The organism is Legionella jordanis, from assembly GCF_900637635.1.
In the GTDB taxonomy this organism is placed as follows: domain Bacteria; phylum Pseudomonadota; class Gammaproteobacteria; order Legionellales; family Legionellaceae; genus Tatlockia; species Tatlockia jordanis.
In genome coordinates this window covers 1,848,362-1,871,446 of sequence record NZ_LR134383.1, presented here as the reverse complement: position 1 = coordinate 1,871,446, position 23,085 = coordinate 1,848,362, and the positions used below count along the sequence as shown (strand labels likewise).

Genomic DNA, 23,085 nt, shown 5'->3' with positions numbered 1-23,085 from the left:
TCATAGTGATAATTTTAACATCACTTAAGAATTCTTTCTGCTAGAAATGCAAGAATACTAGTGGTTGACAACAAGTTTTATAAACAAATCTAAGTAAATTTATGAACTTACATGAGCGAAATAGTGAGAAAAATTAAACTGTTTCAATGCCTTTAAGACTACTGTCTTTCAAAAAGTTAAAAGCAAGCATTCTATTTTTTGCATGCATGCAGAAGGCTTTGAATTTTCTGTAAACCCAATTTACGCATGGTTTGGATATTTTTTTGAGGAATTGATTCGGTGTCACCATAAAACGCGATGGCTTTTTCAAGACTGTGTTCACGTAGCAAATGAAGCATGGGGTAGGGAGAACGATTGGTGTAATTTGAAACTTCAGTTTCTGGCTCATTAGCGAAACGATAGAGGGGATGAAAGCTGGCAACTTGATACACTCCTTCAAAATTCCTTTCCACCAACAAAAATTCGCAGAAATGCACAAAATCCAGATAGTCGTAAAAATCGCTAAACATTCTCGGAAAAATCAGCAGTGTGGTCTCAACACTTGCATCGGCATCAAGCCAATGCAGCTCTTTCAGGAAATCGTTCATTGCGGTTTGTGCCTCATTGGCTGAACTCATTTCGATTCTTAAACTGTGTCTTTCAATTTCTCTTTTGGCGAATGGACATAAATTCAATTCAATGACAAACGATTGCAGCCATTGTTTGGTTTCGGCGATGATGTGTTCTCGATTTAGCATATTCATTACTTCTCAGATAAAAATTTAATTTCATCAATCATGGCATTGATCCTGGCGAGTAAATACTGATCATTCTTTGCCATTAATCTGGCTTGTTTTAATTGGCGGACCGCTTCGCGTTTTCGCCCTTGCAGCAGTTGACATTGTGCCTCGGTAAAGTAGGCATAGCCTTTGCGATGTGATGCGGATTGCGCTTGAGCCAAGGCTTCGCAAAGGGCTAAATCTTTTTTAAACTGCCGGGATCCTTTTAAAAACACACTCGCTGCTTGTTCGGCTTTACCTGCACTGAGGAGACCTTGACCATAGGCCATCAGGGCAGCGTAGTTTTCAGGATAATTGGCTTGCAGGTTTTTAAGCCTTTGTAAAGCGGCATTGAGTTGTCTATTGCCTAACTCCGCTTGTGCCATGGCTGTTTGATAAAATAAATTATCCGGCTCTTGGGCAAGCAAGACACTCAGATGAGTTTCAGCTTGCTGGTATTGGTTAAGGTTTAAAAGAGCTAACACATAACCATATTCACAGGCAGCGCTGCTGTTTTTTTTCTGACATTGAATTTGATAGTAATCCAGTAATTGCTTGCCATTAGAGGAGACAGACACACGGATTAGCTCTTTAAATAAACGGTAATTTATGCTGTCTGAAACTTTTGGGCTACGAAGGCGATCGCTACGGTTTTCGGCTTCAGCAATACGATCCTCGTCCATAGGATGGGTGCGCAAAATGGCAGGGATGTTTGCCGTGTAATAATAGCGCATGCTTTCCTGCATTTTTTTGAAAAAGCTTGCCATGGCTCTTGGATCAAATCCAGCGCGAATTAACATATCAATACCAATGCGGTCGGCTTCTTTTTCATTTGCACGGGTAAAATTAATATTGTCTTGGGCAAATCCTCCCAAAGAAGCCATCAGGGCACCGCTTGCCAGCGTAGGGTTAACCACGCCCAATGCCAGCGAAGCCAGTATAGAAGCCAACATAGGAATGCGCATTTGTTTCTGATGCTGAATCATATTGTACAAGTGATGCAAACGAACGTGAGCAATTTCATGGGCCATAACCGCTGCTAATTCGCTTTCATTTTCAGTGGCTAAAATCAGTTGCGTATTAATGCCAATATATCCACCGGGGCCTGCAAAAGCATTGATTTCGTTTGATTTGACAATAAAAAAACTGGGTGTGGGAATATGGGCAAAATGGGCTAATTTTTTGCCTAGATGGTTGATGTATTGATTAGCTAAGGGATTTCGTTCTACGCTTTCTGATTGATTAATCAGCTGAATAAATTCCTTTTCCAGTTCTTCAAGCTCTCGAGTTGAATAAGGGGAAAAAGCAAAAGCCTTTTGGGAAAAAGGTTGAACCATCAACAAAGCACTTACAAGCCAAACCATGCAGCGGTTAAAGAAGGATGCTAATGTCCATGAGTGAAATAGCTTCATAAGCTTGCTTGGTGCTGGATGAATCTGAAATTTAATCAGTATAACAGGAGAATTAAAGCAACGGGAATAATAAATCAAGCCACAACATGGCTCAATTCGCAGCAAAGCTGTTGCCCTGATTGATATTTCCAATAAATACAAGGATCATGTGGTTTTTTTGCAAACCCAATGCCGTAGCGAAATGAGATAGGACTACTCATAAATTGAATAATTTGTTATCATATTGGGATTTTTAAATATCGATTTAACTATGCACAAGGATTTTATGCTGGCTGCCCTCGAACAAGCCTGGCTTGGACGAGGACTGTGCGCGCCCAACCCAAGTGTTGGGGCTGTTGCAGTACGTAGCGGTAAAATTATTGCTCGAGCCTGGCATCAAGGCGCTGGGAAAGCACACGCCGAACAATTACTCTTGCAACAAATTCCAAAAGGCTTGGATGACATCAGTTTGTATGTGACTTTAGAGCCATGTAATCATTGGGGGAAAACTCCGCCTTGTGCATCTGCCATCATAGAACATGGAATTTCCAAGGTGATTTTTGGCTTTTGTGATCCAAATCCAATTGTAGCGGCCAACGATACGCCTAAAATTTTAGAGCAGGCTGGCATTGAGGTATTGCATTTTCCTCTACAGGAGATTGATTCTTTTTATCAAAGTTATCGTTACTGGATCATGACAAAAAAACCCTGGATTACGGTTAAGCTCGCGCAGACTTTTGATGGTAAAATTGCAGGAGAACAGGGTGCGCCCTGTCATCTTTCAAATGCTGCCTGTAAAACATTCACCCATTTAAACCGCAAGCACACAGACCTAATTCTCACCACTGCAAAAACCATTGCCGCAGACAATCCCATGCTCAACGTACGCTTGCAAGATGAGGAGTTTGGTAAACCTCTGGCTATTTTAGATCGCCGCCTTCTTTTATCTCCAGAAGCCAGGGCGTTAAAAAACGCCAGGCATTGTCATATTTTTCACGATGAAGGGCACTCAGCTGAGGAATCCCTGCCGAATTGTAGTTATCACGGAATACCCAGCATAAACAATCGCCTGGATTTGGAGGCCATCATTAAGCACATTGGTGCTATGGGCTATCATGATGTCTGGGTAGAAGCTGGGGGGGAGTTGTTTTCTGCTCTGCATCAACGTAATTTGGTACAGCGTACTTTTCTTTATCTGGTTCCAGAGATTTTGGGTGAAAAAACCACTCCGGCTTTTCATGGGAATGCTTTGTTTGCACGAAATAAAACCGTTTCATGGCAAATTAAAGAAGACAATGCAATTGCCTGTCTGGATTGGGAGGTTTGATGTTTACCGGAATTGTGGAAGAGCAAGGCCAAGTCATTGCTAATTTACGGGTTGATGTTGCCAATCGCCTGATTATTAAATCCACTTTTTCGCAACTTGTGATTGGAGAAAGCATCGCCGTAAATGGGGTTTGCCTCACTTTAGTACCAAATGAAGATGGAAATCTGGCTTTCGATGTGTCACCAGAAACTCTATCATTAACAAATCTTGGAGCGTTAAAAGCTGGGGATCGAGTTAACCTGGAGCGTGCCATGTCTGTGACGGCCCGCTTTGGGGGACATTATGTCAGCGGACACGTAGATACTACGGCCCGATTAATAGAAAAGACAAAAGCGGCTGAGTATGTGGAAATTGTTGTTGGTGATTTTCAGGCTCCAGCTGGCCTTTATCTTTTACCTAAAGGTAGCATCACCTTGGATGGAATCAGTTTAACGATTAATGAAGTTCTCAATGAACGAATTAAACTCATGCTGGTTCCACATACCTTAGCAAAAACTACCTTTGGCCAACTCAATCCCGGTCAACGCATAAATGTTGAATTTGATTATCTGACTCGTATCGTGGCTCATCAGCTTAAGATGACGGGACAATTGAAAAATGAGGTAGAAGCATGAGCAGCAGTCCTTTCGCAAGCATTGAGCAAGCCATCGAGACCCTAAAAGCTGGGCGTATGCTCATCTTAATCGATGATGAACATCGGGAAAATGAGGGTGATCTGGTCATCGCTGCGGACCATGTCACCCCCGAGGCCATTAATTTTATGGCACGTTATGGCCGAGGATTGATTTGCCTGCCAATGGCCGGCGCGTTGGTTGATAAATTGAATTTACCCATGATGGCTGCTCATAATCGCTCCCCCTACGGTACGGCCTTTACCATTTCAATTGAAGCAGCAAAAGGCGTCGCTACAGGCATCTCAGCGAGCGATCGGGCGCACACCATTCGCACCGCCATCGCAGCAGACAGTGGCCCAGAGGACATCATCTCCCCTGGGCATGTTTTTCCATTACGAGCTCGTCCCCAAGGGGTTCTTGAGCGCCCGGGGCAAACAGAGGGCAGTGTGGATTTGGCTACTTTGGCAGGTTTAACTCCGGCTGCAGTGATTTGTGAAATCATTAAAGACGATGGCAGCATGAGTCGTCGAGATGATTTGATTCAGTTTTCCAAAGAACACAACCTCCCCCTGGTGACCATAAAAGATTTAATTGAATATCGAATTCGTAAAGAAACTTTGATCCAAGAGATCGCCACCACAAGACTTCCTCTCCAGCAGTATGGTGACTTCACAATGACGGCCTTTGAAAACCAATTGGACTCACTGGAGCATTTTATCTTGGTTAAACCGCCCAAAGTGGCGAACAAAGTTCCTTTGGTACGCATTCATTCCGAATGCATCACAGGAGACGTATTTGGGTCTTGCAAATGCGATTGCGGGGCTCAGTTGCAACAATCCATGCAGCAATTGACCGAGGAAGGGGGCGTTTTAATCTATTTGCGTCAAGAAGGGCGTGGAATTGGCTTGGCCAATAAGTTAAAGGCTTATGCTTTGCAAGAGCAAGGCTATGACACGGTCGAAGCCAATCTTCAACTGGGTTTTCCAGCCGATAATCGTGATTATGCCATAGCTTATCAAATACTGAAGCATTTTGATTTAAAGGCTATTCGCTTGCTAACCAACAATCCCAAAAAAGTTGAGGCTATTGAAAAATTCGGTGTAAAGGTCATTGAACGCATTCCCTTAATGGCGCAACCCACTAAGGAAAACTTGAACTATTTAAAAACCAAAAAGCTCAAACTGGGCCATCTTTTGGCCGTTGAGTAGAAGGGGAGGGAAGGCATGAAACATATAAAAGTAGATGGTAATCAAGAACAATGTTCCTTTCCGGTGGCCATTGTAGTCAGTCGTTTTAACCAAGAGGTCACTAAAGAATTGCAACGAGGAGCTGTAGAGCGCTTAAATGAACGAGGGTTTCGACAAGAAGATATTTGCATCATTGAGGTTCCAGGTGCTGTTGAAATCCCCCTCATTGCCCAGAGATTGGCCAAAAGCAAGCAAGTTAAAGCCATTATAGCTTTAGGGGCGGTTATTCGCGGTGAAACCAGCCACTATGATTACGTCTGTGAACAGGTAAGCAATGGTTGCCAGCGTGTTTCCCTGGATTATGATATTCCCGTAGTGTTTGGGATCTTAACAACTGATAATGATGCACAGGCTTGGGACCGCTTGGGAGGAAACCATGGCCACAAAGGCAGAGATGCCGCAGACTGTGCCATTGAAATGCAACACATTTTAGAAAATCTGGAGCGCGTACTGAGCCAGTAAATTAAGTGAGCAGATTTTCAATCACAAGAAAATCTGCTTTATTTAAAGCACAAAGTCATTTCTTTGGAATGATTTTGCAAATTATATGTTATTTTTGTTCTCCTTTTGATACAATTAAATCCCGTTTATATGAATTTGTTTCTCCTCCTTTTTTTGGGTGGAAGAACATTCCAAACGGGGTCAACTATGACAAATTATATTTTCATCACCGGCGGGGTTGTTTCCTCTTTAGGAAAAGGTATTGCCTCGGCGTCTTTAGCAGCAATTCTTGAAGCTCGAGGTTTAAGCGTCACGCTAATTAAACTCGATCCATACATCAATGTTGATCCAGGAACTATGAGTCCTTTCCAACATGGAGAAGTGTTCGTCACCCATGATGGAGCTGAAACTGATCTTGATCTTGGCCATTATGAACGCTTTGTACGCACAACCATGACCAAAAGGAATAATTTTACCTCAGGTAAAATTTATGAGACGGTCATTAAAAAAGAACGTCGTGGCGATTATTTAGGAGGTACGGTCCAAGTCATTCCGCACATCACCAATGAAATTAAAAAATCCATACAGCAGGGGGCTGAAGGCTTCGATGTGGCCATGGTGGAAATTGGTGGAACCGTTGGGGATATTGAATCATTGCCCTTTCTTGAAGCCATTCGACAAATGCGGATTGAGTTGGGTGGCCAAAGGGCATTATTCATCCATTTGACCCTGGTGCCTTATATTCCCACCTCGGGAGAAACCAAAACCAAACCGACACAGCATTCCGTGAAAGAGCTACGTTCCATTGGAATTCAACCCGATATTTTAATATGCCGCTCGGAAAAACCGCTTTCTTTAAGTGATCGGGCTAAAATTGCCCTGTTTACTAATGTTGAACAGGAAGGGGTAATTTCTTTACAGGACGCGCAAAGTATTTATCAAATCCCCATGATTTTGCACGAGCAAGGACTGGATGAAATTGTTGTTAAAAAAATGGGGCTTAATATCAAAGCCGCTGATTTAAGTGAATGGCAGAAAGTAGTTGATGCGCAAGCCATTCAAACGAGAACTGTCAAAGTAGGGATGGTTGGCAAATACACTGAATTAAACGACGCTTATAAATCAATCAATGAAGCATTAGTTCATGCTGGAATCCATACACAAACCAAAGTAGAAATCGTTTACATTGATGCCGAATCAATTGAAAAAAATGGTGTGGAATTTTTATCCAGCATTGATGCCTTATTAATTCCTGGGGGGTTTGGTGAGCGAGGGATAGAAGGAAAAATTAGAGCCATTCAATACGCTCGCGAGCACAACGTTCCTTTCCTGGGTATTTGCCTTGGCATGCAAACGGCTGTCATTGAGTTTGCAAGGAATGTTGTAGGTTTGGAGCGAGCAAATTCAACTGAATTTGATAAAAACACCGCTTATCCAGTCATTGGCTTAATCAGTGAATGGATGGCGGCTGACGGCAAAATTAACGTCAGAAATGAACACTCTGATTTAGGCGGAACCATGCGCCTTGGTGCTCAATTATGTCAGTTGGACAGCAATTCTCTGGCTTACAAAATTTATAAAAAACCGCAGATCATCGAACGTCATCGCCACCGGTATGAAGTGAACAATCAATTCCTTGAGCAATTAACCCAGCATGGATTAATTATTTCAGGGCGCTCGTCCGATGGTAGTTTGGTGGAAATGATCGAGCTTAAGGATCATCCCTGGTTTGTCGCCTGTCAATTCCACCCGGAGTTTACTTCGACACCGCGGGATGGACATCCGTTATTTGAACAATTTGTGTTGGCTGCCCGCCAAGCTCATCAACAAAAGGAAACCGTATGAAGCTATGTGGATTTGAGGTAGGGATTCACTCTCCCTTGTTTCTTATTGCAGGCCCCTGTGTCATTGAAAGTGAAGTACTGGCTTTGGAAACAGCAGGCTATTTAAAAGAATTATGTGCCCAATTGCATGTGCCATTTATTTATAAGTCTTCCTTTGATAAGGCCAATCGCTCATCCTTAACCAGTTATCGTGGTCCTGGATTTGAGAAAGGCCTTATGGTTCTCGAAAAAGTCAGAAAGGATGTGGGAGTACCTGTGCTCACGGACGTGCATGAGGATACGCCATTGCTGGAGGTTGCCAGTGTGGTGGATGTCTTGCAAACCCCGGCCTTTTTATGTCGGCAGACTAACTTCATCCAGAAAGTCGCAGCAATGAATAAGCCAGTTAACATTAAAAAAGGACAATTCCTGGCACCTTGGGAAATGAAACATGTGGTGGCAAAGGCTAAGGATTGTGGCAATGAGCAGATTATGGTTTGTGAGCGTGGCGTAAGTTTTGGCTACAATAATTTGGTTTCCGACATGCGCTCTTTACAGATTATGAGAGAAACGGAATGTCCGGTGGTTTATGATGCGACCCATTCGGTGCAGTTGCCGGGTGGAAATAATGGAGTTTCTGGGGGGCAAAGAGAGTTCGTACCTGCCTTGGCCAGAGCGGCTGTGGCTGCAGGGATTTCGGGGATTTTTATGGAAACTCATCCAGACCCCGATAAGGCTTTAAGCGATGGCCCAAACAGTTGGCCTTTAGATAAAATGAAAGCTTTAATCGAAAACCTTCTTGAGATTGATCGCGTCGTTAAACAAAGCGAACTACTCTAAAAGGATTCAATATTGAAGCTAATGTTACCTAAACGCTGTTTAAAGAGAGATTTATTTCCATCTCGAAAACTTATAGGCATTGGGAATGCAAACATTAGCTTCAAAATGCGCTAATAACTGAGTTAATCTCACCTTAGGCATGGACTTGAGTATACTTGCGAAAGCTGGTATGGCTTACCGATGCTGTGCTCACAATAGAACAATAAAAATTATTTCGAAATCTAAAGTCAAGACTACCACATTCACAATTTTTCAATTATCATAGCTCTGCTTAATCCTCATCCGATTTTATCTGTGGATAACTTTATTTTCCTGCCTGCCACCAAATCCATTCATTAGCATTTTATTTGCGCTAACTCTAGATGATTCAAGAGCAAGCTGCCATTTCACAATCCTTAGTTATCCCCAAAAACTGTGTATAACTTTGTGGAAAGTGGATGCAAATCCCTGTATTTCTTATTGTCCTTTATCCTGGCAAGAAATGGACAATCTCTTAATTTTTATTCTCTTAAGATTGTTTTTGATGCATCTAACTTCTAGAGGAAGTTGCAATCGTTAGGGAATGACCTGATTTAAAAAAAACCTCATGTATGCAAACTCTTTCCGAATGGTTACTATACTGCTTTTAAAACAATTGAATCGAGATTTATTGATGAAACAGGAACATTCATTAAAGATACTTCTTGCCAGCTCCTCTCCCAGGCGCTTGCAAATATTGCAAGAGCATGGAATATTTGCTGTAGTAATGCCTGCCAACATTGAAGAAATTCAGGAAAAAGGTGAGGGCGCCAAAGCTTACGTAACGCGTTTGGCACGAGAAAAAGCTCAAGCAATTTTGCCTCAAATTTCAATTGAAAGCACTGATTTAATTTTGGCTGCAGACACTACGGTGGCTTATGAAAGTCACATTCTGGAAAAACCACAGGATGCAAAAGATGCCTACCGCATGCTGACTATGTTAAGTGGCAAGACACATGAAGTTTACACAGGATTTGCGCTTATCTTTCTACCGGAACAACGCTTGTATGTCGATTGTGTAACCACGAAAGTTACTTTCCATGAACTCAGTAAACAACAAATCCAAGATTATATTGATTCAGGAGATCCATTTGATAAGGCCGGAGGCTATGGCATTCAGAAGGTTCGGGATAGCTTTGTGAAAGAAATAGCAGGTTCTTATTACAATGTGATGGGTCTACCCATTGAAGAAATTTTAAAAAAAATTTCTTTTGAGTGTGCAGAGGAGCTTTAAGTTTGGTTCAAAAGAAGCGGTTTTGACTTAATTTAGATAATAATAATTTTGTTAAATCCCAATTGCAGTTATGAAGCGATATTTCGTCCGAAATTGTGACATTCAATTGTGTTGAATTCATCGCCAGGGCTAGTTTAAAGTCTGATTCCCATTACATTACCGTACTGAAAACTTGCAAAACAGGTGATGCAGAAGAGCAAACCTGCAGAGTTCTATGATTCTAAAGATTTGGAAATAACAGGAAGTATTAAGTATTTGCGGTGAATATCTATAACGAATGGAATGTTTGATGTTTGACTGCGGAGAGGCAGGGATTCGAACCCTGGGAAGGTCGCCCTTCAACGGTTTTCAAGACCGCCGCTTTCAACCGCTCAGCCACCTCTCCGATAGGGCAGAAATATATATCAAGCCTGCGTCCTTTGCAAATAATTTTTGAAGATAAAACACTATCTTTTTAAAAAATACTCACTTTTAAACTAAATCTGGTTAATTAGTGCCTTATTTCAATGGATGCTGTAAAAGATGTTAAATTGATTGTTTGTTTATACTTCGCAAAGAGCGTAAGGATGAGTATAATGTGCATTTTTTGATTTAGGTATATTGTAAAATTGTCCAAATTTCAAAATGATAACTCATGGCTGTTGCTTACCGTGCTGAAGCAAACGTCCAATTTTCATAGTCGTCCTGCGATGTTAAAGGTGTAAATATGAAACGAATTCAAGCGCTGCTCCTTATCGGTTTTTTATTTTCCTTAACCGCTTGCTCAAAATGGTGGGCAAAAGATGACGATGATTACAATCCCTTTCAGGGCATGACTGCCAAACAATTGCTGACTGAGGCAGAAAAGCAAATTTCGAAAGAGCAATACGATTCAGCAGCTAAACGTTTGGAAGCTATGGAGTCGATGTATCCTTTTAGCGATTATGCTGAAAAGGCTCAAATGGATCTGATCTATGCCTATTATAAAAAGGATGATTTCGCTTCAGCGGCAGCTACTGCAGAGCGATTTATTCATCTCTACCCCAGGTCTCCCCACGTGGATTATGCCTATTACATGAAAGGCTTAGCGAATTTTCAGCAACCTCGGGGCACATTTGCTAATAAGTTGCCTTTGGATGAATCCTGGCGTGATCCTGGAACGCAGGCGCAAGCTTACTCTGATTTCGCAACACTGGTGCAACGATTCCCTGAGAGCCGTTACCGGGCTAACGCATTGCAGAGAATGATTTACTTAAGAAATATGTTTGCAAATCATGAGCTAAATGTTTCAAAATTTTATTACGAACGTAAAATGTATGTAGCGGCGATAGAACGAGCTAATTTTCTCGTAAGCAACTATCCGCAAGCGCCAAGTGCCGAAGAAGCACTGCGCGTCATGTATTTTGCAAACAAAAATCTTGGGTTGAATAAAGCTGCAAATGATGCTTTGGCTGTTTACCAGGCTACTTATCATAAGCAGCCCCGTGAGCTTGTGTTATAGAATACTGTTTTCCTGTTTCAGAAGAGGTTGTTAACTCACAACCTCTTCTTCCTCGATTCCCGTTTCGACTTTGGTTTGTGCCAAACCCGCCTGTAATTCATTGATAAGAGCTCTTAATTCCCCGCTTAATAAAGTCAAGGCTGCATCTTGCTGTTGGTATTCCTCTTCCAACTGCCGAATGTCATTGAATTCATCAATTAGATATTCCAGGGATTTGATGCGTTTGAAGGTTAAATCTTGCGTTAAAGTAAATTGAATGCGCTCATTCCAGATTAAGGAAATTTCAGCGGCTGCCAATCCTTGAGACAGCAAGGTCACAATTTCTTCCGCCGGCAATTCATAGCCTTTGCAATTAACCCGTTTCTTTTCATCGTCCAATGAAATGAGCAGGCAATCAGAAGCCAATTGAAAATTGGATGGGAGCAAACCCGGATCATTTATCCATTGAGCAAAGCGCATCGCTAAATTGTCTTGCTGTACCCATGGTTCAATCTGAATTCCCGGGATTGTCTTTCGCAAGAAGGAAGTTAATTGCGAGGCTTGATTATTGCTGGAGGCATTGACAATTAAACGGTTGTTGACGCTGTCTAGCAAAGCAAATAATTTTTTCTGGATGCAAAAGGATTTAGGTAATAATTCAAACTCCAAATCTTCAGCAAGCTGAGCACGCTCCGAACGTTTTATTTTTCGTTGTTGTTGAGTTTCTAATTGCTGTATTTTTTCAGTCAGTAGACGAGTGATTACGCTGCGGGGCAAAATGCGCTCTTCCTTTCCCAGACAGAGCAAAGAAGCACCAGCAACTTCCTGTACCAGCTCATCGGCAAAGGCGGGTAACCAGCCATAAATGAAACGCGCGTGAGGGGGGCAGGCTTTTAAAATGTCATGAGATAAGGCTTCACTTAAATCAAGTTCTTCTTTGAATTCATAATGATAAATTAAAGCATTGTTAAACCACATACTGCATCCTCTATGAGAAAAAAGAGGATGCTAGCATGTTTCTTTTTATGGGGCGATTGTAAATTCAATTTCACAATCTTCCAGGGAGGTCTATCTGTGATGGAATTTCTACAGGGAGAAGGATGGGGTCTTTTCGTTTTCATCCCTTTCATCAGAAGATAGCTTAAGCTCGGCTTTATCCATTCCACCGGTAAGTATCATCCTCTGGCCTTCTTTTCTTTTTAATTCAATGATGGGATTGAGTATTTTCAATTCCTTTACGCAAAGATGCCGTTCAACTTTCAAGGCCCCTATCTGTACTTTCAATTCGCTAATTTGTTTCTTGTGGCCTGCAATTTTGTTTTCTTTTGAACGACAAAATGAGCTGAAGCTAGCTTCATAGGAAATGTATAGGGAGTTTTGTATAAGCACTCCTTCAACACCCCGATCCCTTTCCCTGAGCATTTCCAGGCGGCTTTGCTCCAAGACTTCCGTTTCCTTTCTTTCCACCTCGATCTGCTGTTCCATATCTGCAATTTGGGAGCTTAACTGTTTAATGGTTTTTTTCCGCTCATCGATTGCGGCTTCAATGCGTTCAAAATGAGGAATATAGGATCGGTTCAAATTTTCCAGTTCACCCAGAGGTTTTGCCTCCAGGTGAGCTTTAAGCTGACTTGGACTATAAGCAGTAAAAAAAGGCATAATATCATCACTTTGATTAAGGATTGGTGATAATATTGCCTTTCTTGTGAAAAATAAACCTTTTTTGTAAAGTAAATTACCAGCTTTACCAATAAATATTGAGAGCAACAACGTAGGAAATAAAATCGGTTGTTTCACGCCCTGCTACCGTAAACCAAGGGCCAGCGATGATGCCAACGTTACCCGAAAAATTGTATTCAATGGCTGGGGCTAAGGTGATTTCTTCTATATCTCCATGACCGATACCCACGGGATTTCCTTGCGCATCAGTACCAACAAAGCCCCTGAATTTGGTTGCTGCCCGGGTGGCATAATAAGCTTCCATCACGGCAACCCAGTTTTGGTTAAGGCTAAATTCCGCTGCCAGATCTGCTGTGAACAGAGAGCCTGGATCGATGGAGCCTCGAGTTTGTGAGGTTCCGCCAAAACTGCTAAAACCGCGCAAGCTGACGCGGCTTGCTTCGAGGTAGTTTAAACTCAATCGGGTGCGAAGGTAATGATCATAGAAAGTTAGCAAATGTTGAGAATTAAAGGCAATACCAGATTGATAACTCCCAAGTCCGGTAGCATCGGCGCCATTATTCAGCGGGTTTAAATCTTTAAATTTTCCGGTGGGGACCACTTCTTGAAACGTGACGCGTAAATCAGGAATCCATTTGGATTTCCTTTGCTCCAGAAGCTGATAGCCAAGAGCTACGGAGGTGTCGCCAAGTCCTCGGGCAGAATGCCCCAGATTGCGATTGTAGACATAAGGAACACCATATTGAACATCCAAACGATCCGTAAGGCCATGGCTGAAAATGGGGTTGCCCACAATGCTTTCACTGCGGGGAGTATGGATGAAATTCCAGTTTTTACCAAAAACTCCGTTTACCTGAGTATCAAAGCCATAAATTTCAAGGTTGCTGTGACCGCGAGGAATGGTATGTCCCGCTGGTGCCAGAAGAGGTCCGGTAAACCATGGCCCTGCCCAACCAGGTTGTGCGGTAGTTAGCGACAGAGCCATTAGGGCGGTTGGAAGGAAATTCCGGGCTATTCTAGACATACAATCACCTTGCAGCATTTCAATACAATAGTGTAGATTAGCCGACTTTTAATGATTGGGAAATATATGAGACCAGCTATTTATTTGCAAAAAATGAAAGAAGGTGCCATTAGGCGCGGACATCCCTGGATTTTCCCAAAAGCCATTAGCAAAATCAAAGCGAAGCCCACTACTGGCGAGTTGGTTGATATCTTTAGTTCAGAAGGGGAATTGTTGGGAGTAGGGGCCTACAATCATCATTCCTTGTATCGGGTTCGCGTTTTGGCACAATCCTGGGAAAACCTGGATTGCACCTCTATTGAGACCTTGGTGCAACATCGTTTGCATCAAGCCTTTCAGGTCCGGGAAAGCCTTAATCTTCCAAATCCCCAAACGAATGCCTACAGGCTATTTAATAGCGAGGCCGATGGTTTGTCGGGACTAACCATTGATCGCTTTAATGATATTACTGTTGTTTCGAGTACCGCGTTTTGGGTAGAGGCAAATAAAAACATCATTAGCAATTGCCTCAGTAAAACAATTCAGGGCGAGCTGCTTTGGTTTTCGCAAGAAAAGCCACTTTCACAAGATGGTTGGCAGGAGTTTGTCGAACAGAAATCGGGTGCGAAAACCCAGGTAATGGAAGCCGGAATCGTCTACGAGATCGATTTTTCGAATGCCCAAAAGACCGGGCTTTTTCTCGATCAGAGGCAAAATCACCAACGCATGGCGGAACTGTCCAGGAACAGGAGGGTGCTTGATCTGTATTGTTATACGGGCGGATTTGCCTTGCATGCAGCAAAAGCCTCTGCCAGCAAAGTGACTGCCGTTGACAGCTCAGCGCAAGCAATAGTGCAAGCAAAACAAAATGCACAATTAAATGGACTTGAACACATCGAATTCATCGAAGCTGATGCCCGTGAATTTCTCAGCAAAGCAGGAGACTATGATGTTGTTATTCTGGATCCCCCCAAATTAGTTCCTTCGCAGCAACATTTGCAACGTGCAAAAAATTACTATCGTTTCTTGCATCGTGAACTGTTTAAATCCATGCGTCCAGGAAGCTTGTTGATGACATGCAATTGCTCATCGGCTTTGTCAACCGCGGAATTTGGTTCTTTGGTGACTAGCCAAGCAATGGCTGTGGGAAAACAGGCTAGAGTCCTTGGAATATATGGACCGGCAAACTGTCATCCAACCTTGCCGGTTTTTCCAGAGGGAAATTATCTCACAGCGGTATTGTTGGCGGTGGTTTAAACTTATCCTGTATGGCGGCCTTCAAGACAGGCTAGCACTGAGTAAAAGCTTACACCACTGGCTTGTAGAAGTACCAGGAAGTGAAATAAAAGGTCGGCTGCTTCATTGATTAATTGTGCAGCATCGCCAAGCGTTGCTGCAATTGCAGTTTCAACCGCTTCTTCACCCAGTTTTTGTGCGCAACGGGGGACACCAGAGGCAATCAGTTGAGCGCAGTAACTTTCGATATTACCGCCTTGGCTTTTCGTTTGAATAACCGCCATCAAAGTGGATAGAAATTGCAATTGAAAGGATGAGGGCTCGTGAAAACAACTGGTTAAACCCAAGTGGCAAGCAGGGCCCTCGGGTCTCACTTGTACCAGTAAACTGTCCCCATCACAATCCATGGTGATGGTTTGGATGCACATTGTATTTCCTGATGTTTCTCCTTTTTGCCATAGACGTTGCTTACTGCGGCTATAAAAGGTCAACTGTTTGGTTTCAAGGCTTCTGTCCAGAGCCTCCTGATTCATATAGCCAAGCATGAGAACACGGCCATTGCTTGCATCTTGAATGATGGCAGGAATAAGGCCATCCATTTTTTGCCAGTCTAACTGATTTAAATTTAGAGAATTCATAATCTTACCTCAATATGATGCGCTGCCAGCGCTTGTTTCACTTGCCTTATGCTAAAAATACCCTCATGAAAGACCGTCGCAGCCAAAGCACCATCTACTCTGGCTTGTGAAAACACCTGGACGAAATCCTCTAACTGTCCAGCTCCACCGGAGGCAATCAGTGGGACATGGGTAATCTCACGAATGCGATGCAGTTGCTCAAGGTCGTAGCCATGGCCAACACCATCTGTTTGCATGCAATTAAGGACTATTTCACCAGCGCCCCGGTCTTGGGCCTCATTGATCCAATCCACTGTCTTGCGCATTGAATTTCTTGTTTTGCTTTCATCGCCTGTGTATTGATAAACGTAGAAATCATCATCCAGCCATTGACTGTCGACCCCAATTACAATGCACTGCTTGCCAAAGGCGCGACTGAGCTCATTAATGAGTTGCGGGTTTTCCAGTGCGGGGCTATTGATAGACAGCTTGTCAGCCCCAGCATGCAAAACAGCTTTGGCTTTTTCTAGAGTGCGTATTCCTCCCGCAACGGTAAATGGAATATTTATCCTTTCAGCAACGGATGAAACCCAGCCTGGACAAACTGTCCGTCCATCACTGCTGGCAGTGATGTCATAGAATACCAGTTCATCTGCGCCTTGCCTGGAGTAAGCGGTTGCTAAAGAAAGAATGTCGCCCATCACTCGATGTTCACGAAAACGGATGCCTTTCACGACTTGATTGTTTTTAACATCGAGGCAGGGAATAATGCGTTTAGCCAACATGGCAGTCCTCCAGATAAATTGTCAAATCGAAGTCTGTTTCATAGAGCATGCGCCCAAGTATGGCGGCCGAAAGACCAATGGTTTTTAATTGTTTTAAATCCTTTTCATGACGGATGCCACCAGAAGCTTGCCAACGGATTTGTGGGAAAAAACGGGTGGCTTGCTGATAAAGCTGAAAATTAGGACCACTCATCATGCCATCGCAAGCAATGTCGGTGCATAATACCTCTCTGATGCCAAGATCCTGATAATAATTGACAACCTCCCAGAGATCGTAAGGAGTTGTTGTTTGCCAACCGTGGATGGCGGGTCTTGGGATGCCTGCATCAATATTCACATCCAGGGCCAAAACAATGCGCTGCGGATCTAAACTCTGGATGAGTTTTGAAACGAACAACCGATCATTTATGGCAATACTTCCAAGCACCAGTTTGTCAATGCCCGCCTTTAGGCAATTTTGGGCCGTTTCAAGAGTTCTGATCCCCCCGCCAACTTGCAACATTACTCCTGGTTGCTTAAGACTTTGAATCAACTCTAATTGCTGAATTTCTCCTGATTGTGCACCATCCAAATCGACAAGATGTAAGCGGCAAGCGCCTTGTTTAGCATAATGCCTCGCGAGTGTTTGAGGAGAAGATGGATAAATGGAAACTTCGGTAAACTGTCCTTGTTGTAAACGCACGCATTGACCCTTGCGTAAATCAATGGCAGGAATTATTAGCATGTTTCCCCCAACTTTAGGAAATTTCGCAATAATTGAAGCCCTGGCTCGGCTGATTTCTCAGGATGAAATTGCATGCCGAAGATATTTCGATGTTGGACAATGGCAGCAAACGGTTCACTGTACTGACATGTGGCCAAAGCGAAATCATCCTTCATCAGGGCATAACTGTGGACAAAGTAGAAATAGTCTTTGTCGCTAATTCCTTGGCCCAAGGGACTGTCTTGAGTCCAAACCAGACGGTTCCAACCCATATGTGGTACGGGGTAGTGCTTAGAGGCGGGTAATGGTTTGATTTCTCCAGGGATAAGCCCCAAGCAAGAAACATCCCCTTCTTCGCTGTGTTCAAACAACAGCTGCATGCCCAGGCAAATTCCCAATATGGGCTTTGTGCAATGTAATAGTGCATCGATTAGACCTGAGCGCTGCAAGGCCTTCATGGCCACACCGGCAGCGCCTACTCCTGGAAGAATAATATGACTGGCTTTTTGAATGTCCTGGCGGCAGTGGGTCAAAAGGCAATCGTCGCCTAATTGTCTAATGGCATTGGTTAAAGATTTTAAATTATTCCCAGCAATGTCAATTACAGCAATCATAGTACTCCCTTGGTGGAAGGTAAGTCGGTGCCGGTTTGCGAACAGGCTTGGCGCAAAACGCGGCCTAAAGCTTTAAAACAGGCTTCAATCATGTGATGGTGATTTTCTCCTTTTACCTGCACATGAATGGTTGCTCCGAGGGCATTGGCAAAAGAATGGAAAAAGTGAGGGATCATTTCAGTGGCTAATCCACCCACAAATTCACGACTGAATTGCCCGTCAAACTTACAATAACTGCGGCCGCTTAGATCAATGATTATTGACGCTTGGGATTCATCCATGGGTAAAGTAAAACCATAGCGGGCTATTCCTTTTTTATCGTTGAGTGCTTGTTTTAAGGCTTCGCCAAGGGCTAAGGCACTGTCTTCAATCAGATGATGATCATCGACTTCCACATCACCCTGTGCCTTTATCTCCAAACAAAAACCACCATGTTTGGCTACTTGTTCAAGCATGTGGTTAAAAAATCCAATCGGTGTCTCAATGGTACTGTCATGCTCATCATCTAAAGTCAATGTGAGCTCCAAGGCCGTTTCCTTGGTTCGCCGGATAACCTTGGCAGAGCGGGGCCTCTTTAAGAGCGAGGAGGTGATGTTTTTCCAGCCATGAGTGGGGTTAATCGGGAAAAAGCCCACGCCAAGATTATCTGCCAGTTGCCTATCACTCTCACGATCACCAATTACCCACGACTGATTGCAATTAAATTGGTTGTCGCGAATGTAATTCAGGAGCAGACCAATCTTGGGCTTTCGACAACTGCAGCCATCCATTTCTTTGTGTGGACATATGAAAATGTGGTCAAAATGAACTCCCTGTGAATTGAATAAATTCAATATAAACTTTTGGCAGAGCTCAAAATCAGCTTGAGGGAAACTCTCACTCCCCAATCCATCCTGATTACTAACCATGATCAACTGAAAACCAGCCTTTTGCAGGCTGAGTAAAGAAGGGATAACATCCTTACATAAGCGAATTTTCTCAAGTCTATCCACCTGAAAATCCTGCGGCTCTTCAACCAAAGTGCCATCTCGGTCAATAAATAGTACTTTTTTCATTGCATTTCCCTAGGTTTAAATGCGGATAGCAACATGAGCAATTCCTGGTTATGTTGTTCATCGCCCACCGTAATTCTTAACGTGTTTTCTAGAGGTGGATTGGTAAAATAGCGAACAGCAATACCAGCTCTCGCAAAAGTATTCATCAGAGCTTCTGCATAAGGACTTCTAATTAAAATGAAATTCGCATGGCTTGGGTAAACTGTGGTTATCCAGGCACAGCTTTGCAATTGCTCATACAACTTGTTTTTTTCGGCAAGAATTCGCTGCAAGCGTTGTGAAAACCAGCTCATATCCCTTAAAGCATTTTGAGCTAAAGCCATCACTGCTGAGGAAATGCTGTAAGGAGCCATACAATTGTGCAGGGCCTTAATGACTTGCTTTTGTGCGCAAATCGCTCCCAGTCGCAAACCGGCCAATCCATAGGCTTTTGACAATGTTCGAAGCACAATCAAATTGTCATAGGAAGGCAAAAGAGTGGTAGCGCTGGCTGATTCAGAGAACTCAATGTAGGCTTCATCCACCACAACAATAGCTTTATCCCTAAACTGTTCGCACAATCCGGCAATGGCGCCTAACTCAAGTAAATTTCCTGTGGGGTTATTCGGTCTGCATAACATCAGTAATTTACAATTTGGCTCCCAGACGCTTAACAACTGGTTAAAATCCATGTTGAAGTAATTGTTGCTGTCTAAGGGGCAATTGAGAACTTTGGCATGCTGTAGCCGTGCGTAAAAAGAATACATTGGGAAAGTAGGGGGGCATTGCAGAATGCTGTCCATACCTGCACGGAGAAACACACGCATGAGAAGGTCAATGCCATCGTCGCTGCCACGAGTAAGCAATAACTCATCAGAGTTCACTTTAAAGCACTCAGAAATACGCTGTTGCAAATCACGAAGTGCCTTTGCCTTCGGATAATAATTTAAGGGAACGGATTCCAGGGCAATGGAACACCATGGGAGTTCATTGGCATGCAAGCGGCACCGGCTGTCATCGCCGCTTGGGATATAAGGTTCTATCGTACTTAACTCTGGTCGAATGAGATCTAAAACCGACATGGCGTGCTCCTAAATGATTTCCATGACTTCCTTTTGAAGTTCAGATTGCAAAAAATCCATGCGCAATTTCACCGCTTGTGCATGGGCGTCCAAACCTTCGATATGGGCTAAAGTTTGTGCGGCTTCGCCAACTTGAGTTATTCCTTCTGCGGTAATTTGTTGCACGGTGATGCTCTTTAGGAAATCAAGAATGCCAAGGCCACTGTGATTACGGGCATAGCCATTCGTTGGCAAGACGTGGTTGCTTCCAGTGACGTAATCACCAAGCGTTTCAGCAGCCCATTCTCCTATAAATACGGTGCCTGCCGCTGTGATGTCTTCAAGATAAGACAGAGCTTCCTTGCAGTTTAAAATTAAATGCTCAGGTGCATAATCATTCACGATATTGATTTGCCTGGTTTTATCCCTGCATACAATAATGCTGCTCTGCTCTAAGGATGCCTGAATGATTTCCCTGCGCGATAACCCCGCCATCTGTTTGATTAAAGCTTGCTGGACGCAATTGGCAAAGAGTTCAGATGAACTGATTAGGATGACTTGCGAATCCATTCCATGCTCGGCTTGAGCCAATAAATCGGCCGCTACAAATTCGGGATTGGCCTCATCATCCGCTAAAATCATGACTTCGGAAGGACCGGCAGGCATGTCAATTGCGGCTCCCAATGGATCAGCCGCCACTTGATTTTTGGCTTCAGTAACAAAACTATTTCCAGGGCCAAAAATTTTATCCACCTTCACCAGGGACTCAGTTCCATAAGCCATGGCGGCGATGGCCTGAGCGCCACCGATTTGATAAATCTCTTCAATGCCACACAGCCTGGCTGCAACCAGAAGGTGAGGATCGATTGTCCCATCTGAGCTGGGTGGAGTGCATAAAATTTTAATGGGGCAGCCTGCAATTTTGGCAGGTATTGCTTGCATCAATAAGGAGGAAACCAGGGGAGTCTTATTTCCTCCAGGAACATATAAACCCACCTTGTTTATAGGTCTGTACAACTTTTCAAGCGTTATTCCTGTTCTTGTGGAAATTGGCCTTGTTTGCGGTAGCATGGCTTGATGGTAATTACTGATGGTTTCAATGGCTGTCATTAACGCTTTCGTTGCCTTTAAACTAATTTTTGCTTTAGCAATGGTTTGAAAAGGCACTCGTAATTGTTCAAGATTGATGTCATCAAACTGCCTCGTAAAAGCAACAAGGGCAGCATCACCTTGGCATTTTACGGTTTCAATAATCATTGAAACTTGCTGTTTAAAATTAAAATTGTTGATGGGCCTCGCAAGTTTTGCCGCTTTTTCAGTTTTTGTCAGTTGATCCCAATTGTTTATGGTTAACATTGCATTTACCCCAACATTTTTTCAATGGGCAATACCAAAATGGAGCTTGCCCCTAGTGATTGTATGGCTTCGAGTGTATTCCAAAAAATTCTCTCGCTTGAAACCACATGAACAGCTACTTTCTCAGGTTGAGCCGGCAAAGGCATGACCGTTGGTGCCTCAGCTCCTGGAAGGCATTGACAGATGCTTTCGAGCGCTTGCTTTGGAGCGTGGAACAAAATATATTTACGTTCCAAGGCTTGTTGCACAGCTTGTATTCGGCGCTTAAGCATGGTGAATAAATCTGAAAATTCTTCGGCAGCGCTCATGGATTGGATGAACATCGCTTCGCTTTCTAAAAGGGTATCCACCTCTATGAGTTTATTGTCTTCCAAAGTTTGGCCACTGGAGACCAAATCGCAAATCGCTTCAGCCATGCCCATGCGGGGTGCCACTTCCACAGAGCCTGAGAGGACTAAAATCTCGGCACGAATTTTATGTTGCCCCAGGTAGTTCTCAAGGAGACGCGGATAACTGGTTGCAATGCGAGTCCCTTCTAAACTGCCAAGACCTCGATAATCAAAATTTTGCGGCACAGCAATGGATAATCGGCAACGGCAAGTACTTAATGGCAGAAGCGTTTTGTAGCTTTGGTTTTTTAAGGCTAAGGCCGCTTCCAATAAGACGTTTTCGCCGACAATACCCGCATCACAAAGGCCATCAAAAATCAAAGTGGGAATGTCATCATCACGGACAAAAAGAAGATCAATAGGAAAATTGTCAACCTGCGTTAGAAGGGCGTTATCTCTCACCCGAAATTTTAGACCGCATCGCTCCAGTAAAGTAAGGGATTCTTGTGCCAGGCGGCCTTTTTTTTGTAAAGCTATACGTAAACGCTTTTTCACGACTGCTCCAAACGTTCTGCAATTAATCGATAGCCGCCACTGCCAAAAGTTAAGGAGCGAGCGACGCGGGTTATGGTGGTAACACTGACTCCTGTATGGTCGTGTATGGTCCTGTAAGGAGTATTCTTGCGCAGTAAAGGCACCACCTGCCAGCGGTCGGCCATCGCTTCAATTTCTGCGGGAGTACAAAGATCTGTAAAAAATGCTAAAGCTTCTTCTTCATTGTTTAATAAGCTAATGGCATGCATCAGTTGATGAATTGAGTCTTGTTTTGCAGTATGTGATTTCATAATAGTGTATTAACGCATTAAAACATTATCGCATTTTATCTTTGTAGTTTTGTACTTGTCAAATAAATTTGACAGCCGCTACGCTTTGGGTTGAGATGATGTTTTTGCGAGAGGGGAAGAAAGGATGTTATTAGAAAGAAATAAATCTTGTCTTGTACTTGTTGATGTCCAGGAAAAATTAGCTCCGCTGGTGAAGAACGCACAATATCTAATGGAACGTTGTGAATGGTTGTTGCGTTTGGCTGCTGATCTTAATGTACCTGTATTGCTGAGCGAACAATATCCGAAAGGATTGGGATCAACCCTTGAGCCGTTAAAAAACCTTATTGAGGGAGGCCCCATTGAAAAAGTACATTTCTCTTGCCTGCGAGAACCGTTCTTCGCGAAAAAATTAAAAGCTTTGTCGCGAACTCAGATTGTTTTAATTGGCATCGAAACGCATGTGTGTGTGCTCCAGACTGCAATGGATTTAAAAGACGAGGGTTATGAAGTGTTTGTGGTGGTTGATGCAGTCAGCAGCCGTTCGGAGCTTGATATAAAGTATGGATTAAAGCGGATGAAGCAAGCAGGAATTCAATTGCTTAGCTCAGAAATGGTCTTTTTTGAATGGGTTGAACAAGCAGGAACTGCAGAATTTAAGTCCTTAAGTAAGGCTTATTTGAAATAAAGG

The 23,085-nt window shown here is 43.2% G+C and carries 24 protein-coding genes and 1 tRNA gene; 10 read left to right on the top strand and 15 right to left on the bottom strand.

What is annotated here, in order from left to right:
- Positions 1-191: 191 nt before the first annotated feature.
- On the bottom strand, positions 192-743 hold the full coding sequence (locus EL203_RS08325; protein WP_232003918.1) for a DUF1415 domain-containing protein: 552 nt from the start codon (positions 741-743) through the stop codon (positions 192-194).
- On the bottom strand, positions 743-2,170 hold the full coding sequence (locus EL203_RS08320) for a M48 family metalloprotease (protein WP_058470759.1): 1,428 nt from the start codon (positions 2,168-2,170) through the stop codon (positions 743-745). Before EL203_RS08320 ends, EL203_RS08325 begins: the two co-directional genes overlap by 1 nt.
- 250 nt (positions 2,171-2,420) lie before the next feature.
- On the opposite strand from EL203_RS08320, the gene ribD reads away from it, so the two are divergent.
- The 7 genes from ribD (at position 2,421) to EL203_RS08285 (ending at position 9,693) form a co-directional block, all read left to right on the top strand.
- On the top strand, positions 2,421-3,476 hold the full coding sequence (gene ribD, locus EL203_RS08315; protein ID WP_058470760.1) for a bifunctional diaminohydroxyphosphoribosylaminopyrimidine deaminase/5-amino-6-(5-phosphoribosylamino)uracil reductase RibD: 1,056 nt from the start codon (positions 2,421-2,423) through the stop codon (positions 3,474-3,476).
- Entirely contained in the window at positions 3,476-4,090 is a 615-nt protein-coding gene (locus EL203_RS08310; protein WP_058470761.1) for a riboflavin synthase, read from the top strand. The genes ribD and EL203_RS08310 overlap by 1 nt, the downstream gene beginning before the upstream one ends.
- Positions 4,087-5,298 (top strand): bifunctional 3,4-dihydroxy-2-butanone-4-phosphate synthase/GTP cyclohydrolase II, encoded by a 1,212-nt coding sequence (locus EL203_RS08305; protein WP_058470762.1) that lies wholly within the window; start codon positions 4,087-4,089, stop codon positions 5,296-5,298. The genes EL203_RS08310 and EL203_RS08305 overlap by 4 nt, the downstream gene beginning before the upstream one ends.
- Before the next feature lie 15 nt (positions 5,299-5,313).
- Positions 5,314-5,799: a 6,7-dimethyl-8-ribityllumazine synthase gene (ribH, locus tag EL203_RS08300; RefSeq protein WP_058470763.1), complete on the top strand. Its 486-nt coding sequence runs from the start codon at positions 5,314-5,316 to the stop codon at positions 5,797-5,799.
- 186 nt (positions 5,800-5,985) lie between these two features.
- Entirely contained in the window at positions 5,986-7,623 is a 1,638-nt protein-coding gene (locus EL203_RS08295) for a CTP synthase (protein WP_058470764.1), read from the top strand.
- Complete coding sequence (kdsA, locus tag EL203_RS08290; RefSeq protein ID WP_058470765.1) at positions 7,620-8,441, top strand: 3-deoxy-8-phosphooctulonate synthase; 822 nt, start codon at positions 7,620-7,622, stop codon at positions 8,439-8,441. Before EL203_RS08295 ends, kdsA begins: the two co-directional genes overlap by 4 nt.
- A gap of 652 nt (positions 8,442-9,093) precedes the next feature.
- On the top strand, positions 9,094-9,693 hold the full coding sequence (locus tag EL203_RS08285) for a Maf family protein (protein ID WP_058472185.1): 600 nt from the start codon (positions 9,094-9,096) through the stop codon (positions 9,691-9,693).
- A gap of 300 nt (positions 9,694-9,993) precedes the next feature.
- Here EL203_RS08285 and EL203_RS08280 read toward each other — a convergent pair.
- Positions 9,994-10,078 (bottom strand) — tRNA-Ser (locus EL203_RS08280).
- 321 nt (positions 10,079-10,399) lie between these two features.
- Here EL203_RS08280 and EL203_RS08275 point away from each other — a divergent pair.
- Complete coding sequence (locus tag EL203_RS08275) at positions 10,400-11,173, top strand: outer membrane protein assembly factor BamD (protein ID WP_058470766.1); 774 nt, start codon at positions 10,400-10,402, stop codon at positions 11,171-11,173.
- A 30-nt stretch (positions 11,174-11,203) separates the two neighbouring features.
- On the opposite strand, the gene EL203_RS08270 is transcribed toward EL203_RS08275, so the two are convergent.
- From EL203_RS08270 to EL203_RS08260, 3 genes are all read right to left on the bottom strand, one after another.
- Positions 11,204-12,130 (bottom strand): recombination-associated protein RdgC, encoded by a 927-nt coding sequence (locus EL203_RS08270; RefSeq protein ID WP_058470767.1) that lies wholly within the window; start codon positions 12,128-12,130, stop codon positions 11,204-11,206.
- A 108-nt stretch (positions 12,131-12,238) separates the two neighbouring features.
- A complete protein-coding gene (locus EL203_RS08265) occupies positions 12,239-12,811 on the bottom strand; it encodes a hypothetical protein (protein ID WP_126320106.1) in 573 nt (190 codons plus the stop codon).
- Positions 12,812-12,896: 85 nt separating this feature from the next.
- On the bottom strand, positions 12,897-13,856 hold the full coding sequence (locus EL203_RS08260; protein WP_058470769.1) for a hypothetical protein: 960 nt from the start codon (positions 13,854-13,856) through the stop codon (positions 12,897-12,899).
- A gap of 66 nt (positions 13,857-13,922) precedes the next feature.
- Here EL203_RS08260 and EL203_RS08255 point away from each other — a divergent pair, with 66 nt between their 5' ends.
- Complete coding sequence (locus tag EL203_RS08255; RefSeq protein WP_058470770.1) at positions 13,923-15,092, top strand: class I SAM-dependent rRNA methyltransferase; 1,170 nt, start codon at positions 13,923-13,925, stop codon at positions 15,090-15,092.
- A 2-nt stretch (positions 15,093-15,094) separates the two neighbouring features.
- Here the strand turns inward: EL203_RS08255 and hisIE are convergent, their stop codons facing one another.
- The 9 genes from hisIE to EL203_RS08210 are packed head-to-tail and all read right to left on the bottom strand — an operon-like array spanning position 15,095 to position 22,415.
- The gene (gene hisIE, locus EL203_RS08250) at positions 15,095-15,709 is read right to left on the bottom strand and encodes a bifunctional phosphoribosyl-AMP cyclohydrolase/phosphoribosyl-ATP diphosphatase HisIE (RefSeq protein WP_058470771.1); all 615 of its coding nucleotides are present in this window, start codon (positions 15,707-15,709) and stop codon (positions 15,095-15,097) included.
- Positions 15,706-16,473 carry an imidazole glycerol phosphate synthase subunit HisF gene (gene hisF / locus EL203_RS08245; RefSeq protein ID WP_058470772.1) on the bottom strand — a complete coding sequence of 256 codons (768 nt, stop codon included), beginning with the start codon at positions 16,471-16,473 and terminating at the stop codon, positions 15,706-15,708. The genes hisIE and hisF overlap by 4 nt, the downstream gene beginning before the upstream one ends.
- Positions 16,463-17,197 (bottom strand): 1-(5-phosphoribosyl)-5-[(5-phosphoribosylamino)methylideneamino]imidazole-4-carboxamide isomerase, encoded by a 735-nt coding sequence (locus EL203_RS08240; RefSeq protein ID WP_058470773.1) that lies wholly within the window; start codon positions 17,195-17,197, stop codon positions 16,463-16,465. The genes hisF and EL203_RS08240 overlap by 11 nt, the downstream gene beginning before the upstream one ends.
- Positions 17,191-17,790 (bottom strand): imidazole glycerol phosphate synthase subunit HisH, encoded by a 600-nt coding sequence (gene hisH, locus EL203_RS08235; RefSeq protein WP_058470774.1) that lies wholly within the window; start codon positions 17,788-17,790, stop codon positions 17,191-17,193. Before hisH ends, EL203_RS08240 begins: the two co-directional genes overlap by 7 nt.
- On the bottom strand, positions 17,787-18,845 hold the full coding sequence (gene hisB, locus EL203_RS08230; RefSeq protein WP_058470775.1) for a bifunctional histidinol-phosphatase/imidazoleglycerol-phosphate dehydratase HisB: 1,059 nt from the start codon (positions 18,843-18,845) through the stop codon (positions 17,787-17,789). Before hisB ends, hisH begins: the two co-directional genes overlap by 4 nt.
- Positions 18,842-19,906 carry a histidinol-phosphate transaminase gene (gene hisC / locus EL203_RS08225; protein WP_058470776.1) on the bottom strand — a complete coding sequence of 355 codons (1,065 nt, stop codon included), beginning with the start codon at positions 19,904-19,906 and terminating at the stop codon, positions 18,842-18,844. Before hisC ends, hisB begins: the two co-directional genes overlap by 4 nt.
- Before the next feature lie 9 nt (positions 19,907-19,915).
- Positions 19,916-21,241 (bottom strand): histidinol dehydrogenase, encoded by a 1,326-nt coding sequence (gene hisD, locus EL203_RS08220; RefSeq protein ID WP_058470777.1) that lies wholly within the window; start codon positions 21,239-21,241, stop codon positions 19,916-19,918.
- Positions 21,242-21,246: 5 nt separating this feature from the next.
- Positions 21,247-22,125 carry an ATP phosphoribosyltransferase gene (gene hisG / locus EL203_RS08215; RefSeq protein WP_058470778.1) on the bottom strand — a complete coding sequence of 293 codons (879 nt, stop codon included), beginning with the start codon at positions 22,123-22,125 and terminating at the stop codon, positions 21,247-21,249.
- Complete coding sequence (locus EL203_RS08210; RefSeq protein ID WP_058470779.1) at positions 22,122-22,415, bottom strand: YerC/YecD family TrpR-related protein; 294 nt, start codon at positions 22,413-22,415, stop codon at positions 22,122-22,124. The genes hisG and EL203_RS08210 overlap by 4 nt, the downstream gene beginning before the upstream one ends.
- Positions 22,416-22,539: 124 nt before the next feature.
- Between EL203_RS08210 and EL203_RS08205 the strand changes: the two genes are divergently transcribed.
- Positions 22,540-23,082 (top strand): hydrolase, encoded by a 543-nt coding sequence (locus tag EL203_RS08205; protein WP_058470780.1) that lies wholly within the window; start codon positions 22,540-22,542, stop codon positions 23,080-23,082.
- Positions 23,083-23,085 lie beyond the last annotated feature (3 nt).

Excerpts from the sequence above, each read along its gene's own strand:
- EL203_RS08325 (WP_232003918.1), bottom strand. The coding sequence starts at position 743 with ATGAATATGCTAAATCGAGAACACATCATCGCCGAAACCAAACAATGG.
- EL203_RS08320 (WP_058470759.1), bottom strand. The coding sequence starts at position 2,170 with ATGAAGCTATTTCACTCATGGACATTAGCATCCTTCTTTAACCGCTGC.
- ribD (WP_058470760.1), top strand. The coding sequence starts at position 2,421 with ATGCACAAGGATTTTATGCTGGCTGCCCTCGAACAAGCCTGGCTTGGA.
- EL203_RS08310 (WP_058470761.1), top strand. The coding sequence starts at position 3,476 with ATGTTTACCGGAATTGTGGAAGAGCAAGGCCAAGTCATTGCTAATTTA.
- EL203_RS08305 (WP_058470762.1), top strand. The coding sequence starts at position 4,087 with ATGAGCAGCAGTCCTTTCGCAAGCATTGAGCAAGCCATCGAGACCCTA.
- ribH (WP_058470763.1), top strand. The coding sequence starts at position 5,314 with ATGAAACATATAAAAGTAGATGGTAATCAAGAACAATGTTCCTTTCCG.
- EL203_RS08295 (WP_058470764.1), top strand. The coding sequence starts at position 5,986 with ATGACAAATTATATTTTCATCACCGGCGGGGTTGTTTCCTCTTTAGGA.
- kdsA (WP_058470765.1), top strand. The coding sequence starts at position 7,620 with ATGAAGCTATGTGGATTTGAGGTAGGGATTCACTCTCCCTTGTTTCTT.
- EL203_RS08285 (WP_058472185.1), top strand. The coding sequence starts at position 9,094 with ATGAAACAGGAACATTCATTAAAGATACTTCTTGCCAGCTCCTCTCCC.
- EL203_RS08275 (WP_058470766.1), top strand. The coding sequence starts at position 10,400 with ATGAAACGAATTCAAGCGCTGCTCCTTATCGGTTTTTTATTTTCCTTA.
- EL203_RS08270 (WP_058470767.1), bottom strand. The coding sequence starts at position 12,130 with ATGTGGTTTAACAATGCTTTAATTTATCATTATGAATTCAAAGAAGAA.
- EL203_RS08265 (WP_126320106.1), bottom strand. The coding sequence starts at position 12,811 with ATGCCTTTTTTTACTGCTTATAGTCCAAGTCAGCTTAAAGCTCACCTG.
- EL203_RS08260 (WP_058470769.1), bottom strand. The coding sequence starts at position 13,856 with ATGTCTAGAATAGCCCGGAATTTCCTTCCAACCGCCCTAATGGCTCTG.
- EL203_RS08255 (WP_058470770.1), top strand. The coding sequence starts at position 13,923 with ATGAGACCAGCTATTTATTTGCAAAAAATGAAAGAAGGTGCCATTAGG.
- hisIE (WP_058470771.1), bottom strand. The coding sequence starts at position 15,709 with ATGAATTCTCTAAATTTAAATCAGTTAGACTGGCAAAAAATGGATGGC.
- hisF (WP_058470772.1), bottom strand. The coding sequence starts at position 16,473 with ATGTTGGCTAAACGCATTATTCCCTGCCTCGATGTTAAAAACAATCAA.
- EL203_RS08240 (WP_058470773.1), bottom strand. The coding sequence starts at position 17,197 with ATGCTAATAATTCCTGCCATTGATTTACGCAAGGGTCAATGCGTGCGT.
- hisH (WP_058470774.1), bottom strand. The coding sequence starts at position 17,790 with ATGATTGCTGTAATTGACATTGCTGGGAATAATTTAAAATCTTTAACC.
- hisB (WP_058470775.1), bottom strand. The coding sequence starts at position 18,845 with ATGAAAAAAGTACTATTTATTGACCGAGATGGCACTTTGGTTGAAGAG.
- hisC (WP_058470776.1), bottom strand. The coding sequence starts at position 19,906 with ATGTCGGTTTTAGATCTCATTCGACCAGAGTTAAGTACGATAGAACCT.
- hisD (WP_058470777.1), bottom strand. The coding sequence starts at position 21,241 with ATGTTAACCATAAACAATTGGGATCAACTGACAAAAACTGAAAAAGCG.
- EL203_RS08210 (WP_058470779.1), bottom strand. The coding sequence starts at position 22,415 with ATGAAATCACATACTGCAAAACAAGACTCAATTCATCAACTGATGCAT.
- EL203_RS08205 (WP_058470780.1), top strand. The coding sequence starts at position 22,540 with ATGTTATTAGAAAGAAATAAATCTTGTCTTGTACTTGTTGATGTCCAG.